Origin of the sequence: Shinella sp. BE166, from assembly GCF_051201095.1 — a bacterium.
GTDB classification, from domain to species: domain Bacteria; phylum Pseudomonadota; class Alphaproteobacteria; order Rhizobiales; family Rhizobiaceae; genus Shinella; species Shinella lacus.
Map to the genome: position 1 here is coordinate 456663 of NZ_JBPEHL010000004.1, position 14573 is coordinate 471235.

Annotated in this window: 15 protein-coding genes; 4 read left to right on the forward strand and 11 right to left on the reverse strand. The window is 65.3% G+C overall.

Translation table 11 applies throughout. The annotated features are described in order from the left end of the window. Positions 1 to 3: 3 nt before the first annotated feature. The 6 genes from J2Y63_RS12900 to paaN all read right to left on the reverse strand — a co-directional run bounded on the left by J2Y63_RS12900 (position 4) and on the right by paaN (position 6207). On the reverse strand, positions 4 to 705 hold the full coding sequence (locus tag J2Y63_RS12900) for an ABC transporter ATP-binding protein (RefSeq protein WP_435266386.1): 702 nt from the start codon (positions 703 to 705) through the stop codon (positions 4 to 6). Then, entirely contained in the window at positions 692 to 1477 is a 786-nt protein-coding gene (locus J2Y63_RS12905; RefSeq protein WP_435266387.1) for an ABC transporter ATP-binding protein, read from the reverse strand. Before J2Y63_RS12905 ends, J2Y63_RS12900 begins: the two co-directional genes overlap by 14 nt. Then, entirely contained in the window at positions 1474 to 2430 is a 957-nt protein-coding gene (locus tag J2Y63_RS12910) for a branched-chain amino acid ABC transporter permease (protein WP_435266388.1), read from the reverse strand. The genes J2Y63_RS12905 and J2Y63_RS12910 overlap by 4 nt, the downstream gene beginning before the upstream one ends. 2 nt (positions 2431 to 2432) lie before the next feature. Next, positions 2433 to 3305: a branched-chain amino acid ABC transporter permease gene (locus J2Y63_RS12915; RefSeq protein ID WP_256119879.1), complete on the reverse strand. Its 873-nt coding sequence runs from the start codon at positions 3303 to 3305 to the stop codon at positions 2433 to 2435. 69 nt (positions 3306 to 3374) lie between these two features. Beyond that, entirely contained in the window at positions 3375 to 4514 is a 1140-nt protein-coding gene (locus J2Y63_RS12920) for an ABC transporter substrate-binding protein (protein WP_435266389.1), read from the reverse strand. A gap of 31 nt (positions 4515 to 4545) precedes the next feature. After that, positions 4546 to 6207 (reverse strand): phenylacetic acid degradation protein PaaN, encoded by a 1662-nt coding sequence (gene paaN, locus J2Y63_RS12925; protein ID WP_435266390.1) that lies wholly within the window; start codon positions 6205 to 6207, stop codon positions 4546 to 4548. 101 nt (positions 6208 to 6308) lie between these two features. Here paaN and paaG point away from each other — a divergent pair, with 101 nt between their 5' ends. The 4 genes from paaG to J2Y63_RS12945 all read left to right on the forward strand — a co-directional run bounded on the left by paaG (position 6309) and on the right by J2Y63_RS12945 (position 9580). Then, the gene (paaG, locus tag J2Y63_RS12930; protein ID WP_435266391.1) at positions 6309 to 7097 is read left to right on the forward strand and encodes a 2-(1,2-epoxy-1,2-dihydrophenyl)acetyl-CoA isomerase PaaG; all 789 of its coding nucleotides are present in this window, start codon (positions 6309 to 6311) and stop codon (positions 7095 to 7097) included. Continuing rightward, positions 7094 to 7534 carry a hydroxyphenylacetyl-CoA thioesterase PaaI gene (gene paaI, locus J2Y63_RS12935; RefSeq protein ID WP_435266392.1) on the forward strand — a complete coding sequence of 147 codons (441 nt, stop codon included), beginning with the start codon at positions 7094 to 7096 and terminating at the stop codon, positions 7532 to 7534. Before paaG ends, paaI begins: the two co-directional genes overlap by 4 nt. Before the next feature lie 34 nt (positions 7535 to 7568). Continuing rightward, positions 7569 to 8879 (forward strand): phenylacetate--CoA ligase PaaK, encoded by a 1311-nt coding sequence (gene paaK, locus J2Y63_RS12940; RefSeq protein WP_435266393.1) that lies wholly within the window; start codon positions 7569 to 7571, stop codon positions 8877 to 8879. Positions 8880 to 8983: 104 nt separating this feature from the next. Further along, entirely contained in the window at positions 8984 to 9580 is a 597-nt protein-coding gene (locus tag J2Y63_RS12945) for a TetR/AcrR family transcriptional regulator (protein ID WP_256119887.1), read from the forward strand. A gap of 7 nt (positions 9581 to 9587) precedes the next feature. Here J2Y63_RS12945 and J2Y63_RS12950 read toward each other — a convergent pair whose 3' ends face one another. The 5 genes from J2Y63_RS12950 to paaD are packed head-to-tail and all read right to left on the reverse strand — an operon-like array spanning position 9588 to position 14572. Beyond that, positions 9588 to 10106 carry an acyl-CoA thioesterase gene (locus J2Y63_RS12950; protein WP_435266394.1) on the reverse strand — a complete coding sequence of 173 codons (519 nt, stop codon included), beginning with the start codon at positions 10104 to 10106 and terminating at the stop codon, positions 9588 to 9590. 4 nt (positions 10107 to 10110) lie between these two features. Continuing rightward, entirely contained in the window at positions 10111 to 12168 is a 2058-nt protein-coding gene (gene paaZ / locus J2Y63_RS12955) for a phenylacetic acid degradation bifunctional protein PaaZ (protein ID WP_435266395.1), read from the reverse strand. A gap of 12 nt (positions 12169 to 12180) precedes the next feature. Then, positions 12181 to 12936 carry a Phenylacetic acid catabolic protein gene (locus tag J2Y63_RS12960; protein ID WP_435266396.1) on the reverse strand — a complete coding sequence of 252 codons (756 nt, stop codon included), beginning with the start codon at positions 12934 to 12936 and terminating at the stop codon, positions 12181 to 12183. An 11-nt stretch (positions 12937 to 12947) separates the two neighbouring features. Next, a complete protein-coding gene (gene paaE, locus J2Y63_RS12965; protein ID WP_435266397.1) occupies positions 12948 to 14024 on the reverse strand; it encodes a 1,2-phenylacetyl-CoA epoxidase subunit PaaE in 1077 nt (358 codons plus the stop codon). A gap of 23 nt (positions 14025 to 14047) precedes the next feature. After that, positions 14048 to 14572, reverse strand: coding sequence for a 1,2-phenylacetyl-CoA epoxidase subunit PaaD (paaD, locus tag J2Y63_RS12970; RefSeq protein ID WP_435266398.1), 525 nt, complete (start codon positions 14570 to 14572; stop codon positions 14048 to 14050). Between the last annotated feature and the right edge of the window lies 1 nt (position 14573).

Sequence of the window (14573 nt, forward strand, 5' to 3'; positions counted from 1 at the left end):
GTGTCATATTCCCAGGTAAGCGGCGCGGATGCGTTCGTCCGCTATGAGTGCAGCGGCCGGGCCGGCCATGGTGATGCGCCCCGTCTCCATGACATAGCCCCGATCAGCGACCGAAAGCGCGCCAAAAGCGTTCTGCTCGACGAGAAGCACGGTGACGTCGAGCGCCTTCAGGCTCTTCACCACGTCGAAGATCTGCGCGACAAGGATGGGGGCGAGGCCCATGCTCGGCTCGTCGAGCAGTAGGCAGGAGGGGCGCGCCATCAGCGCGCGGGCGATTGCCAGCATCTGCTGCTGCCCGCCGGAAAGGCCGCCCGCCGCAAGGTTCCGCTTCTCCTTGAGGATCGGGAACATCGCGAAGGCGTCCTGCATGTCGCGCTCCACCTTGTCATCGGCGAAGAGGTAGGCGCCAAGCCGGAGATTTTCCTCCACCGTCAGGTTGGTGAAGATCTGCCGACCCTCCGGCGACTGGGCGAGGCCGCGGCGCACGCGGGCATGCGCCGGCACGGTCGTCAGCGCCTCGCCGCGGAAGACGATGGAGCCCGACGACACCGGCTGGATGCCGGAGAGGCATTTCAGCAGTGTCGTCTTGCCGGCACCGTTCGCGCCAACCACCGTGACGATCTCGCCGGAGGCGACGTCGAGATCGATGCCGTGCAGCACCTCGATGCGGCCGTAGCGTGAACGCAGTCCCTCAACCGTCAGCATTCTGGACCTCCGTCGCCTGGGCGCCGAGATAGGCTTCGATGACGCGCGGATTGCGCGAGATCGCCTCGGGCTCGCCCTCTGCGATTTTTTCCCCGTGATCGAGCACCACGATATGGTTGGAAATGCGCATGACCATCTTCATGTCGTGCTCCACCAGCAGGATCGACACGCCCTCTGCCGCGACCTTGGCAATGAGATGATCGATCTCCTCCGTCTCGACGGCATTGCAGCCGGCGGCGGGCTCATCGAGCAGCAGCACGCGCGGCTTCAGCGCCAGCGCGCGGGCGATTTCCAACCGCTTCAGAGCGCCGTAGGAGAGCGAGCCCGCCTCCTGCTCGGCGGCGCGGCCGAGGCCGACGCGGTCGAGCAGAGCGCGGGCGCTGTCCTCCGATGCCCTGCTGCGGCGGCGCGCGGCCGGCAGCGAGAAGAGATCGGCAAAAACCGAGCCACGCTCATGCAGGTGATGGCCGGCGACGGCGTTTTCGAGCACGCTCATCGACTGGAAGATCTGCAAATTCTGGAAGGTGCGCGACAGGCCGCGACGCGCCAGCAGATGCGGCGGCATGCGGGTGACATCCTCGCCATCCAGCACGACACGGCCGCGCGCCGGGGCGTAGACGCCGGAGATCATGTTGAACAGCGTCGTCTTGCCGGCGCCGTTCGGGCCGATGACGGAGACGATCTCGCCGGGTTTCAGGGAGAAACCGACATCGTGAACGGCACGCAGGCCGCCGAAATCGATGCCCAAACCTTCGATCTGAAGCAGGCTCATTCTGCCCTCCCCCGGATGCGGCGCGCGATGGAGGGCAACAGGCCCTCGCGCATGAAGATCATGACGAGCATCATGACGAGGCCGAGCATGAGCTGTTCGTACTCCTGGAAGACCGTCAGCACCTGCGGCAGCGTGGTGAGGATCGCCGCACCCAGGATGGCGCCGAGCACCGAGCCGGCGCCCCCAAGCACCGCCATGGTGACCATCTCGATCGAGTGCATGAAGCCCGCGACATCCGGCGTGATGAACTTGTTCTGCAACGCAAGGAGCGAGCCGGATACGGAGGCATAGACTGCCGAGATGACGAAGGCGACGAGCTTGTAATGCGCGACATCGACACCAACCGTGCGGGCGGCGACCTCGGAGCCGTGCAGCGCACGCAGCGCCCGGCCGGTTGGGCTGTGGTAGAGATTGAGCGCCAGCCAGGCGCCGATCACCAGCACGAGGCCGGAGAAGGCATACCAGAATTCGGTGTTCGACAGGTCGATGCCGATGGCCTTCAGCACGGCGCGCAGGCCCAGTTCCGGCACAGCCATGCCATCCGGCCCGCCGGTCAACTGCGCCTCGTTCGAGAGCACCATGGAAACGAGGATGCCGAAGCCGAGGCTGGCCACGGCGAGATAATAGCCCTTGAGCCGCAGGATCGGCCGGCCGACCAGGAAGGCGATGGCGGCGGAGAGAAGCGCGCCGAGCACCGCCGCAAGTGCGGGATGCAGGCCGAGATGAACCGGCGCCAGCGCGCAGGCATAGGCGCCGATGCCGGCGAAACCGGCATGGCCGAGGCTGATCTGGCCGGCATAGCCGATGAGGATAACGAGGCCCGTCACCGCCAGACCGTTGACGAAGATCAGCGAGCCGACACGGAAATAATAGGACGACGGAAAGAACACCGGCGCGATCGCGATGACCGCTGCGAGGATGAGGAGCGTGGTTGCCTTGCTGGAGAGCCGCATGGTCACACCCGATCCGTCGACTTGCGGCCAAACAGGCCCTGCGGCATGGCGAAGAGCACCGCGAGAATGACGACGAACGCGGCCGCATCCTTGTATTGCGAGCTGATATAGCCGGCTGTCATCGCCTCAAGAATGCCGAGCAGCAGCCCGCCGACAAGCGCGCCCTTCGGGTTGCCCATGCCGCCGAGCATGGCGGCGGCAAACCCCTTCAGCGCCAGCGCGAGGCCGACATCATAGCTCGTCAGCGTGATCGGCGTCACCAGCACGCCGGCGAGCGCCCCGATGGCGGCGGACATGGCGAAGGAGAGCGTCATCACATAATTGGTGTTGATGCCGACGAGTTGGGCGGCGACGCGATTGTTGGCCGTCGCCAGCACAGCGCGGCCGATGAGCGTGCGTGTGAAGAACAGCCAGAGACAGACGAAGACGGCGAGCGCGCCGGCAATGACCCAGAGGCTCTGCGGCAGGATGGTCGCGCCACCGATGAGGATGGGCTGATCGCCGGAAAAGGCCGGGAAGCGATGGATCTGCTTGTCGAAGACGAGCTGCGTCGCGCCGCGGATGAAGATGGAAGCGCCGATGGTGATGATGATCAGCGAGACGACCGGCGCGCCACGCGCGGGCTCGATGGCGAGCTTGTTGAGCGCCACGCCGATGCCCGCTGTCACGATGATGGCGATGAGTGCCGCAAGCGGCAGCGGCAGGCCGGCAGCATGCGCGAAAAAGGTGATCATGCCGCCGAGCATGACGAACTCGCCCTGGGCGAAGTTCACGACGTCGGAGGCGTTGTAGATGATCGTAAAGCCGAGGGCGACCAGCGCATAGACCGCGCCGACCGTGATCCCGGACAGAAGGAATTGCAGGAGTTCGGGCATGGATGCCTCCGCGGTCCGCGCGATGGTTCCGCCGGCCGCACCATCGTACAGGCCGGCGGCACGAGAGGATTATTCGACGATCTTCCAGCCGCCCTTTTCGATCTGCAGCATGCGGAAGGCCGAGAGATCGAGGCCGAGGTGATCCTCCGCCGACATGGTCACCGTGCCCGTCGTGCCGACGAGGCCGGACGTGCCCTCGATCGCATCGCGGATCGCCGACGGCTCGGTGCTGCCCGCCCGCTTGATCGCATCGACGAGGATGCGCAGCGCATCATGGGCATAACCGCCGAAGGTCGAGACCGGCTTGCCGGTCGCCTTCTCATAGGCTTCCTTATAGGCGACGACCACGGCGCGCTGCGGGTCGCTTTCCGGCAGCAGGCCGGCGACGAGCAGCGCGGTGCCCGGCAGGCGCACGCCTTCCGCGGCCTCGGCCCCGGCAAGCTCGATGAAACCATCGGAGGCCACGCCATGCGACTGGTAGAGCGGCAGGCCGACGGCGAGCTGCGCATAGTTGCGCGTCACGATCGCCGGACCCTGGCCGAAGCCCGGGTTCAGCACGGCCTGGATGCCCTCCTTGCCCTTGATGTTGGTGAGCTGCGGCGTCATGTCGGCATCGGTCGGGCCATAGGTCTCGTCAGCCAGAACCTCGATGCCGTAGTCGCCGATGATCGCGAGGCACTGCTTGTGCATCGAGGCGCCAAAACCGTCGGAGCCGGAGATCATGCCGATCTTGCTGATGCCGGCCTTCTTCATGTCTTCGAAGATTTTCGCGCAGGCCATGCGGTCAGTGTGCGGCGTCTTGAAGGTATAGGGTTTGACCGGATCGATGATCTCGATGGCGCCGGCGAGCGAGATGAAGGGCACTTCGGCATCCTCGAAAACCGGGATGATGGCCATGGAGGTGCCGGTCGTCGTGCCGCCGATCACCGCGACCACTTCGTCGTCCTCGACGAGGCGGGTCGCGAAGGTGCGCGCCTTGTTCGGGTCACCACCGTCGTCATAAATGACGAGTTCCAGCTTCTCGCCGTTGACGCCGCCGGCCGCATTGATCTCCTCGACCAGCATCTTCAGCGTTTTCGCTTCCGGATCGCCGAGGAAGGAGGCGGGGCCGGTTTCGGAAATGGTGGCGCCGATCTTGATATCGGCAAGGGCGGGCGCGGCAAGGCCGAACACGAGGGCAAGCGCGGTGGTGGTAAGCGAAAGTTTCATGTCGGTTTCTCCTCCCAACAAAGACAAAGGTTTACGCCGCCGAAGGGCGGCGCCACATCACCACGCGGAACCGGTTGGCGACAAAAGCCGCATCCGTCAGGCTGGCATTGCCCGCGGGGTTCGCACCGGTGACGTGGAAATCGCTGAATGCGGCACTCTGGTTCACATAGATGCCGCCGGTCAGGTTGACCGAAAGATTGACGCCCGCCGTCGCGAAACGATCGGCAGTGGCAAGAATGTGCGCCTCGTCCGTCTCGTAAAGGGCAGCGGTAATGGCGCCCTTCCGTTCGGCGAGGTCGGCGGCGCGGTTCACACCGTCGGTCACGTCATCGACCGCGACGACGAAGGCGATCGGCCCGAAACGCTCCTCCCCATAGGCCTCCGCATCCGCCGCATCGACGGCGAGGATCAGCGGGGTCGCGGTGCGCGCATCGTCCAAGCCTTCGATAGGCACAGAATCACGTACGACGCGGCCAAGCGGCCGGCTCGTGGCGATGCGGGCGAGCGTTGCCGGGTTGGCGATGGCGCCGCAGACGCCAGCGGCGCGCGCCGGATCGGCCAGCAGGCCATCGACGGCAGCGCCAATTCCGACTGCGACCTCGTCAAAACTCTTGTGGCCCTCATCCGTCTCGATGCCGCCGCGGGGCACGAAAATATCCTGCGGCGCGGTGCACATCTGGCCGCTGTAGAGCGACAGCGAGAAGGCGATATTGCCGCACATGCCGGCGAAACTGTCGGTGGCGCCGATGACGATCGAATTGACGCCGGCCTCCTCCGTATAGACATCGGCCTTGCCGGCATTTTCGCGCACCCAGCTGCCGAAGCTGTTGGAGCCGGTATAATCGACGATGGCGACCGCCGGGTGCTGCACGAGGTCCTTGGTGATCTCGGCACCGGGTGCGTCGGCGGCGAGCAGCATGATATCGGCCGCAAAGCCCTCCTCCACCAGCACCTGGCGGGCGATCTCGACGGTGATGGCGAGCGGCAGGATTGCGGCCGGATGCGGCTTGACGATGACGGTGTTGCCGGTGGCGAGGCTGGCGAAAAGGCCGGGATAGCTGTTCCAGGTCGGGAAGGTGTTGCAGCCGATGACAAGCGAAACGCCGCGCGGCAGGATGCGCCAGTGCTTTTCCATGACGATCGGCGCGCCCTTGCCCTGCGGCTTGGTCCAGGTCGCCTGCGCCGGTATGCGGCTCATCTCGGCATAGGCATAGGCCACGGCTTCAAGGCCGCGGTCCTGCGCGTGCGGGCCGCCGGCCTGGAAGGCCATGGCGAAGGCCTGGCCGGTCGTGTGCATGACGGCATTCGCCATCTCGAAACTGCGGGCATTCAGGCGGGCAAGGATTTCGAGACAGATGCCGGTGCGCACCTCCGGCGCGGCGGCGGCCCATTGCGGCGCGGCGGCGCGCGAGGCCATGATCAGCATGTCGGCGGAAGCGGCGGGATAGGTGATGCCGAGGGACGATCCGTAAGGCGAGACTTCCGCACCAACCATGCCTTCCGACGGATGGTCGGGCAGGTCGAAGGCCTTGCCGAGCCGCGCCTCATAGGCAGCGAGGCCGTCATCCTTGGCGGTCTCGCCATAGATCTTGCCGCTCGGCACTTCGGGATAGGCGGACCAGAAGTCACGCTTGGCGGCGGCAGCAAGGGCCGCTTGCAGCGTCGGGCGATGGCGCTCGAAAAGTCCGGTCATCTCTGGCTCCTCCCAGTCAGTGCTTTTATAATTGACTGACCGGTCGGTTTATGCAAGAGTTTTTTTACGGTCGCCGCTGGGAAGGGCGACAGGGAGGAAAAATGTCTCAATCCGACACCATTCTGTCGGCGCTCGCCGATGGCGTCCTCAGCCTCACGCTGAACCGCCCGGACAAGCTCAACGCCTTCAACGAAGAGATGCACCTTGCGCTGCGCGCCGGCTTCGAGCGCGCCCATGCCGACGAAACCGTGCGCGCCGTCCTGCTGACCGGCGCCGGCCGCGGTTTTTGCGCAGGGCAAGATCTCGGCGACCGCGATCCCAAGAAGGGCGTGCCGGATCTCGGCCACACGATCGAGACCTATTACAACCCGCTGCTGCGCCTCATCCGCAGCCTCGAAAAGCCGGTGATCTGCGCCGTCAACGGCGTCGCCGCGGGCGCCGGCGCCAACATCGCCTTTGCCTGCGATATCACACTCGCCGCCCGCTCCGCCCGCTTCATCCAGGCCTTCGCCAAGATCGGCCTCGTGCCCGATTCCGGCGGCACCTGGAGCCTGCCGAGCCTCATCGGCGAGGCGCGTGCCAAGGCGATGACGCTGACCGCCGAACCGCTCGGCGCGGAAACCGCCGCCGACTGGGGCCTCATCTGGCGCGCCGTCGACGACGACACGCTGATGGAAGAGGCAACGGCGCTCGCGACCCGCCTCGCCGCCGGCCCGACCAAGGGTCTCGGCATGACGAAGCGCGCCATCCAGGCCGCCGCCACCAATTCGCTGGACGAACAGCTCGACCTCGAACGCGATCTGCAACGCGAGGCCGGCCGCAGCGCCGACTATGCGGAAGGCGTCTCCGCCTTCCTCGAAAAGCGCAAGCCGGAGTTCAAGGGCAAATGAGCGCCGCCAGCCTTTCCCCGCAAGCGCTGGCGGAAGCCTGCGCCAAAGCCATGTGGGACGACGACAACGCCACCCGCCATCTCGGCATGGAACTCGTCTCCGTCGCCCCCGGCGAGGCGACGATCACCATGACGATTGCGGAAACCATGACAAACGGCCACGGCACCTGCCATGGCGGCCACATGTTCACGCTGGCGGATTCCGCCTTCGCCTTTGCCTGCAACACCTATAACCAGCGCACCGTCGCCCAGCACTGTTCGGTGACGTTCCTCGCACCGGCTTTCCGGGGCGACCGGCTGACGGCGACGGCGCGGGAAGTGTCGCGCCGCGGGCGGGGCGGCATCTACGATATCCGCATCACCAATCAGGAGGGCGAGCACGTCGCGGAATTCCGCGGCCACTCGCGAACAGTCAAGGGCACCCATCTGCCGGAGTGAGGCAGACCATCCCGCATTCTCGGAGGAGATTTCCATGGAAGACCTGTCCCCTCGCCCCGGCGAGCTCGAAGCGATCGAGACGGCGTCGCGCGACGAGATTTCCGCGCTGCAGCTTGAGCGCATGAAATGGTCGCTGAGCCACGCCTACGAGAATTCCCCCTTCTATCGCCAGCGTTTCGACGAGGCGGGCGTGCATCCCTCGGACCTGAAAACGCTGTCGGATCTCGCCAAATTCCCCTTCACCACCAAGAAGGACCTGCGCGACACCTATCCCTTCGGCATGTTCGCCGTACCCCGTGAAAAGCTCGCCCGTATCCACGCGTCCTCCGGCACGACAGGCAAGCCGACCGTCGTCGGCTACACGGCCAAGGACATCGACACATGGGCGACCGTCGTCGCCCGTTCGATCCGAGCTTCCGGCGGCCGGGCCGGCGATATCGTGCATGTCGCCTATGGCTACGGCCTCTTCACCGGCGGCCTCGGCGCGCACTATGGCGCGGAAAAGCTCGGCTGCACCGTGGTGCCGATCTCCGGCGGCATGACGGAGCGCCAGGTCACGCTGATGCAGGATTTCAAGCCGCGCATCATCATGGTGACGCCCTCCTACATGCTCTCCATCCTCGACGAATTCCGCAAGCACGGCATCGACCCGCGCGAAAGCTCGCTCGCCGTCGGCATTTTCGGCGCCGAGCCCTGGACGAACGCCATGCGCGAAGAGATCGAGCAGGCTTTCGACATGCATGCCGTCGACATCTACGGCCTTTCGGAAGTCATGGGTCCGGGCGTCGCCAACGAATGCGTCGAGACGAAGGACGGGCTGCATATCTGGGAAGACCATTTCTATCCCGAGATCATCGACCCGGTGACGGGTGACGTGCTGCCGGATGGCGAGATGGGCGAACTGGTCTTCACCACGCTCACCAAGGAAGGCCTGCCGATCATCCGCTACCGCACGCGCGACCTGACGCGGCTCTTGCCCGGCACCGCCCGCGCCATGCGCCGCATGGAAAAGATCACCGGCCGCTCCGACGACATGATGATCCTGCGCGGCGTCAACGTCTTCCCGACGCAGATCGAGGAGCAGATCCTGAAATGTCGCGGGCTGGCACCGCATTTCCAGATCGAGCTGACCCGCGCCGGCCGTATGGACAATATGACGGTCCATGTCGAATGTACGCTGGAAGCGACCGACGAGGGTTCTCGCGCGGGATCGGCCAAGGAACTCGCCCACCACATCAAGAGCGTGGTCGGCGTCTCCACCAAGATTCTCGTGCACGAGCCGGGCGGCGTGGCGCGCTCCGAAGGCAAGGCAAAGCGGGTGGTCGACAACCGCCCGAAAGAATGAACGAACGCAGCGCCGGTATAGCCCGGCACCGGTTTGACTGTGTATAGGGAGGGCATCCGCCCTTCCTAGGCGACCGTCAGCCGAAATAAGCAGAGCAGGACGACATGGCACGCACGCGCGCAGTGGATTTCGAGGAAAAACAGCGGGGCATTCTGTCGAGTGCCGCGGCGGTCTTCGCCGAGATGGGCATGGAGAAGGCCTCCATGTCGCTGATCGCCTCGCACAGCAATGTCTCCAAGGCCCTGCTCTACCACTATTATCCCAGCAAGGACGCGCTGATCTTCGACATCGTGCGCACGCATCTTTCGGAACTGGAAAGCGCAATCGAAGCCGCCGACCGCCCCGACGTCGCGCCGCAGGAACGGCTGCGCCTGCTGGTGAAGGCCGTGCTGGCGAACTACGAGGGCCGCGACAATGAGCATAAGGTGCAGCTCAACGGCACCAGCGCGCTGTCGGAGGCACAGCTTGCCGAATTGCAGGCGATCGAGCGGCAGATCGTCAAGCGCTTCTCCGGCGTCATCCGCGACATCAACCCGGACCTCAACAAGGACCGCCCGCTACTGATGCCCGTCACCATGTCGCTCTTCGGCATGATGAACTGGGTCTATATGTGGTTCCGCCCGAACGGGCCGATCACGCGCGATGAATATGCGGATATCGCCACGACGCTGATCCTTGAAGGCGTCAAGGCCGTTACGTAAGCCTTAGCTAACCATCTTCCAACCGTTCGACATCCTTGCCTGTTGCCGCGACCGATTCCAGCCGCTCCGCGAACTCGCGCCGCAGCGTGCGGCGCAATTCGGCCGCCTTGTAGCGCCGGATATCGACCGTGCTCTTCGGCTCCAGCTCAGGCACACGCACCGGCCTTCCGGCTTCGTCGACCGCGACCATCGTGAAATAACAGGAATTGGTGTGCCGGCGATGGCCGGTGCGGATGTTTTCCGCCTCGACGCGGATGCCGACTTCCATGGAGGTGCGGCCCGTATGGTTGATCGAAGCGCGGAAGGTGACGAGCTCGCCGACGTTGATCGGCTCCTTGAACATCACCTGGTCGACCGAAAGCGTCACTGCATATTGCTGCGAATAGCGCGAGGCGCAGGAGAAGGCGACGCGATCGAGCAGGTTGAGCAGCGCGCCGCCGTGAACCTTTCCGGAAAAATTCGCCATGTCGGGCGTCATCAAAACGGTCATTTCCAGGCGGCGCGGGTCCTGCTCGATCGGCGTCATGCGGTCACTCTCTCGCTTTGGCCACCATCGTCAGAACGTCATATTGTGCGACGGTGGCGCCCGTCTGGTTCGTCACGTTGCAATCCCAGCGCACTTCGCCGTGTTCGGCATTGGCGCGCGGATTGATCTCCTTGCAGGTGAGCTGCACCTTCAGCGTATCACCCGGATTGACCGGTGTCAGGAAGCGCAGGTTGTCGACGCCGTAATTGGCGAGAACCGGACCCGGCGCCGGATCGACGAACAGGCCGGCCGCAAACGACACGATGAGATAGCCATGCGCCACGCGCCCGTCGAAGAACGGGTTCGCCTTGGCGGCTTCCTCGTCCATGTGGGCGTAGAAGGTGTCGCCGGTGAAGTTCGCAAAGTGCTCGATGTCGTCGAGCGTCACCGTGCGCGTCGCGGTGATCAGCTGGTCGCCGATCCTGAGCTCTGCCAGAGACTTGCGGAACGGATGCTCGCCAGCGGCCCGCGCCTCGGCGCCCGGCAGCCAACGGCCGGTGACGGCGGAAAGCAGGGTCGGCGCGCCCTGGATGGCGGTGCGCTGCATGTAGTGCTTGACGCCGCGCATGCCGCCCAGTTCCTCGCCGCCGCCGGCGCGGCCGGGGCCGCCGTGCACGAGGCCCGGCAGTGGCGAACCGTGGCCGGTGGAGGACTTGGCGCTGACGCGGTTGCCGATCATCACGCGGCCGTGGAACGGCGCAAGACCCAGCACGACTTCTTGGGCAAAGGCCGGATCGTTGGTGAAGACCGAGGCGACGAGGCTGCCCTTGCCGCGCCGGGCGAGATCGACCGCTTCTTCCGCGGTGTCATAGGGCATCACGGTGCTGACGGGGCCGAAGGCCTCGACATCGTGGATAGCGCGGGCAGAACCCGGCTTGTCGCAATAGAGCAGCACCGGATTGAGGAAGGCGCCGGCCGTCGCATCGCCGGAGGTGATGCTCGGATTGTCCGGATCGCCGGCGACGATTTCCGCGTCGGCGGAGAGATCGCGAATGCGGGCGCGAACCTCCTCGCGCTGGTCGAGGCTGGCGAGCGGCCCCATGCGGACGGCCTCGTCCGCCGGATTGCCGAGCGCCGTCTTGCCGAGACGGGCGCGCAGGCTCTCGATCAGCGCCTCGCTAAAGGCGCGCGGTGCAATGACGCGGCGGATTGCCGTGCATTTCTGGCCGGCCTTCACCGTCATCTCGCGCGCGACTTCCTTGACGAAGAGGTCGAATTCCTCCGTGCCGGGCGCAGCATCGAGGCCGAGCACGGCGGCATTGAGGCTGTCGGCCTCCATGGTGAAGCGCACGGAGTTTTCGACGATCGCCCTGTGCGTCTTGAGGCGCTGGCCGGTCGAGGCCGAGCCGGTGAAGGTCACTGCATCCTGGCCTTCGACATGGTCGAGCAGATCACCGACCGAACCGCAGACGAGCTGCAAGGCACCTTCCGGCAAAATACGGGTTTCGACGATACGGCGAACCATGAGTTCGGTGAGATAGGCTGTCTGGCTCGCCGGCTTGACGATGGCCGGGACCCCGGCGAGCAGCGTCGGCGCCAGCTTTTCCAGCATGCCCCAGCAGGGGAAGTTGAAGGCGTTGATATGCACTGCTACGCCCTGTAACGGGCTCAGGATATGCTGCGCGGAAAAGGTGCCATCCTTGGAAAGCAGCTCCACATCGCCGTCAAGCAGCACGCGGGTGTTCGGCAATTCGCGCCGGCCCTTGGAAGCGTAGGACAGCAGCGTGCCGATACCGCCTTCGATGTCGACCCAGCTGTCGGCGCGGGTGGCGCCGGTGGCGGTCGAAAGCGCATAAAACTCTTCCTTCCGTTCCATCAGGGCCTGGCCGAGCGCCTTCAGCATGGCGGCACGTTCATGGAAGGAGAGGCGCCGCAGCGCCGGGCCGCCCTTTTCGCGGCCATAGGTGAGCGCCGCCTTGAAATCCACGCCGGTGGAATCGATGAAGGCGACCGGGGCACCCGTCGAGGCGTCGAGCAGCGGCACACCTTCCCGGGCGCCGGCGACCCACTGGCCGCCGACATAGCTTTCGAGCCGGCGCGGCCGGTTTGCCATGACGTTCATCTCATTATCCTCTCACTTCAGTCCGAGCGCAGAAAGCTGCGCATCGACCTCCGCCCGCCATTCGGCGAGCAGGGTCTCGTTGGGTGTGTGGCGCAGGCCGAAACGCGACTGCGTCTCGAAGCGGGCCGAGCCGGAATGGCCGAAACTGGCGGCGACGCGCGGATACCAGTAGGCGACGGAGGCTTTGGCCTTTGCGCGGCCTTCCGCATCATCGACGATGCGTACGAGGCCGGCGAGGCCGAGTTCCGCATGACGCGTCTCGCGCGGCAGGATGGCGCGGAAAACCTCGGCGAGCGGCTGGTAGGAGACGCGCGACAGTTCCTTGAGCTGCACGACGCTTGCCCGGCCCATCAGCACGTTCATGACCACTGCATCCACCCAGCCTTGCAGCGGATAGTGGAAGACGGAAAGGCGCATGTCGCCACCCTGCCGCGCCGCGCCGATATCAGCCTCGCGGGCGAGCCGCACGGCCCAGGGATGGTGAACGGCGTAGCGCCCGCCGTCCGCGCCAAACGTCTCCATGATCGCCAGCACCTTGCCGGCATGGTCGGCCTTCTCCAGCACGATGCGGGCGGCGGAGATGCGCTCCTGGATGCCCGGCGCGTCGTTGATCGTATCGGCAAAACCGGCGGAGCCGGCCAACTCGCTATCGACGAAACTCGCCATCAGGCGCAGCAACTCGCCGCGATAGCGCGGCGGCACATTGGCCGGCGACGACAGCACGCCGCCTTGCGCCAGATAATCCTCGATCGGCATCGTATCGGACATGCGCGTTCCCCTTACTGGTCGTAGCTGACGACGATGCGGTCGGTGAGCGGATAGCACTGGCAGGTCAGCACATAACCCTGGCGCACCTCGTAGTCTTCCAGCGCGTGGTTGGTCTCCATCTCGACCTCACCTTCCAGAACCTTGGCGCGGCAGGTGGAACAGACACCCGCCTTGCAGGCATAGGGCGCGTCCATGGCGTTTTCGAGCGCGGCGTCGAGCAGGCTCTGGCCGTGCTTGGGGAATTTGAAGATGCGGGTCGCGCCATCGAGCGTGACGGTCGCCTCGCAGGCGGCAGCGTGATCGGCACCGTTGACCTGCTCCACCTTGCGCCGCGCCCGGCCGGGCTGCGAGGAGGCGAAAAGTTCGAACTTGATCTGGTCGTCTCGAAGCCCATGCTCGCGAAGGGCGGCGGCGATGGCCAGCATCATCGGCTCGGGGCCGCAGATGAAGGCTGTCGTCACCGATTTCGGGTCGATCCAGTTCTTGAAGAGCGCCGCGCATTTCGCGCCATCGATGCGGCCGGTGAAGAGGTCGATGTCCTGCGCCTCGCTCTCCAGCACATGCAGCACGGAAAGCCGGCCGAGATAGAGGTTCTTCAGGTCCTCCAGCTCCTCGCGGAACATGATCGAGCTGATCTGCCGGTTGGCATAGACCAGCGTGAAGCGGGCGCGCGGCTCACGCGACAGCACCGTCTTGATGATCGAGAGCACCGGCGTGATGCCGCTGCCGCCGGCAAAGCCGAGATAGTGTTTGGCCGTTTCAGGCTCCAGCGCGGTGAAGAAGGCGCCCATCGGCGGCATGGCTTCCAGCGTGTCGCCGGGCTTAAGGTTCTCGTTGACCCAGGTGGAGAAGCAGCCGCCGTCGACGCGCTTGATGCCGACCTTCAGCACGCCTTCATCCTTGCCGGCGCAGATCGAATAGGAGCGGCGCAGCTCCTCGTCCTCGAATTTGCGGCGGAAGGTCAGGTACTGGCCTTGCGTGAAATCGAAGACGGTGCGGTCCTCGTCGGCGGGCCGAAGCGTGACCACGACCGCATCGCGCGTCTCGCGGCGAACATCGGTGACGGTCAGGGGATGAAAACGTGCCATGCGTAGGCCCTCTCCCTAATGGATCAGATGCACTTGAAATAATCGAACGGTTCCAGGCAGTCGGTGCAGCGATAGCTCGCCTTGCAGGGCGTCGAGCCGAACTGGCTGATCTTTTCGGTATTCGCCGATCCGCAGCGCGGACAGGCGATGGTCAGGTTCGAGCGGCCCGAAAGCCGGTCGATGCGTTTCATCAGCACGCCATCGGCCGCCGTACCGTCGATCGGCGGAGCGATGCCGTAGTCGCGCAGCTTCTCGCGGCCCTCGGCGCTGATCCAGTCGGTCGTCCAGGCCGGCGAAAGCTGGCGTTCCAGCTTCACCTTGGAAAGCCCCTTTTCCGCAAGCGCCGTCTCGATATCGAGATTGATGATCGTCGTGGCGGGACAGCCGGAATAGGTCGGCGTCACCGTCACCACCAGCGTATCGCCGCGCCAGGCAACATCGCGGATGATGCCAAGGTCGGTGAGCGAGATTACCGGGATTTCCGGGTCCGGCACTTCAGCCAGCCAGTGCCAGACCTCATCGATCGAGGGACGGAGCGCCGGGTCCATG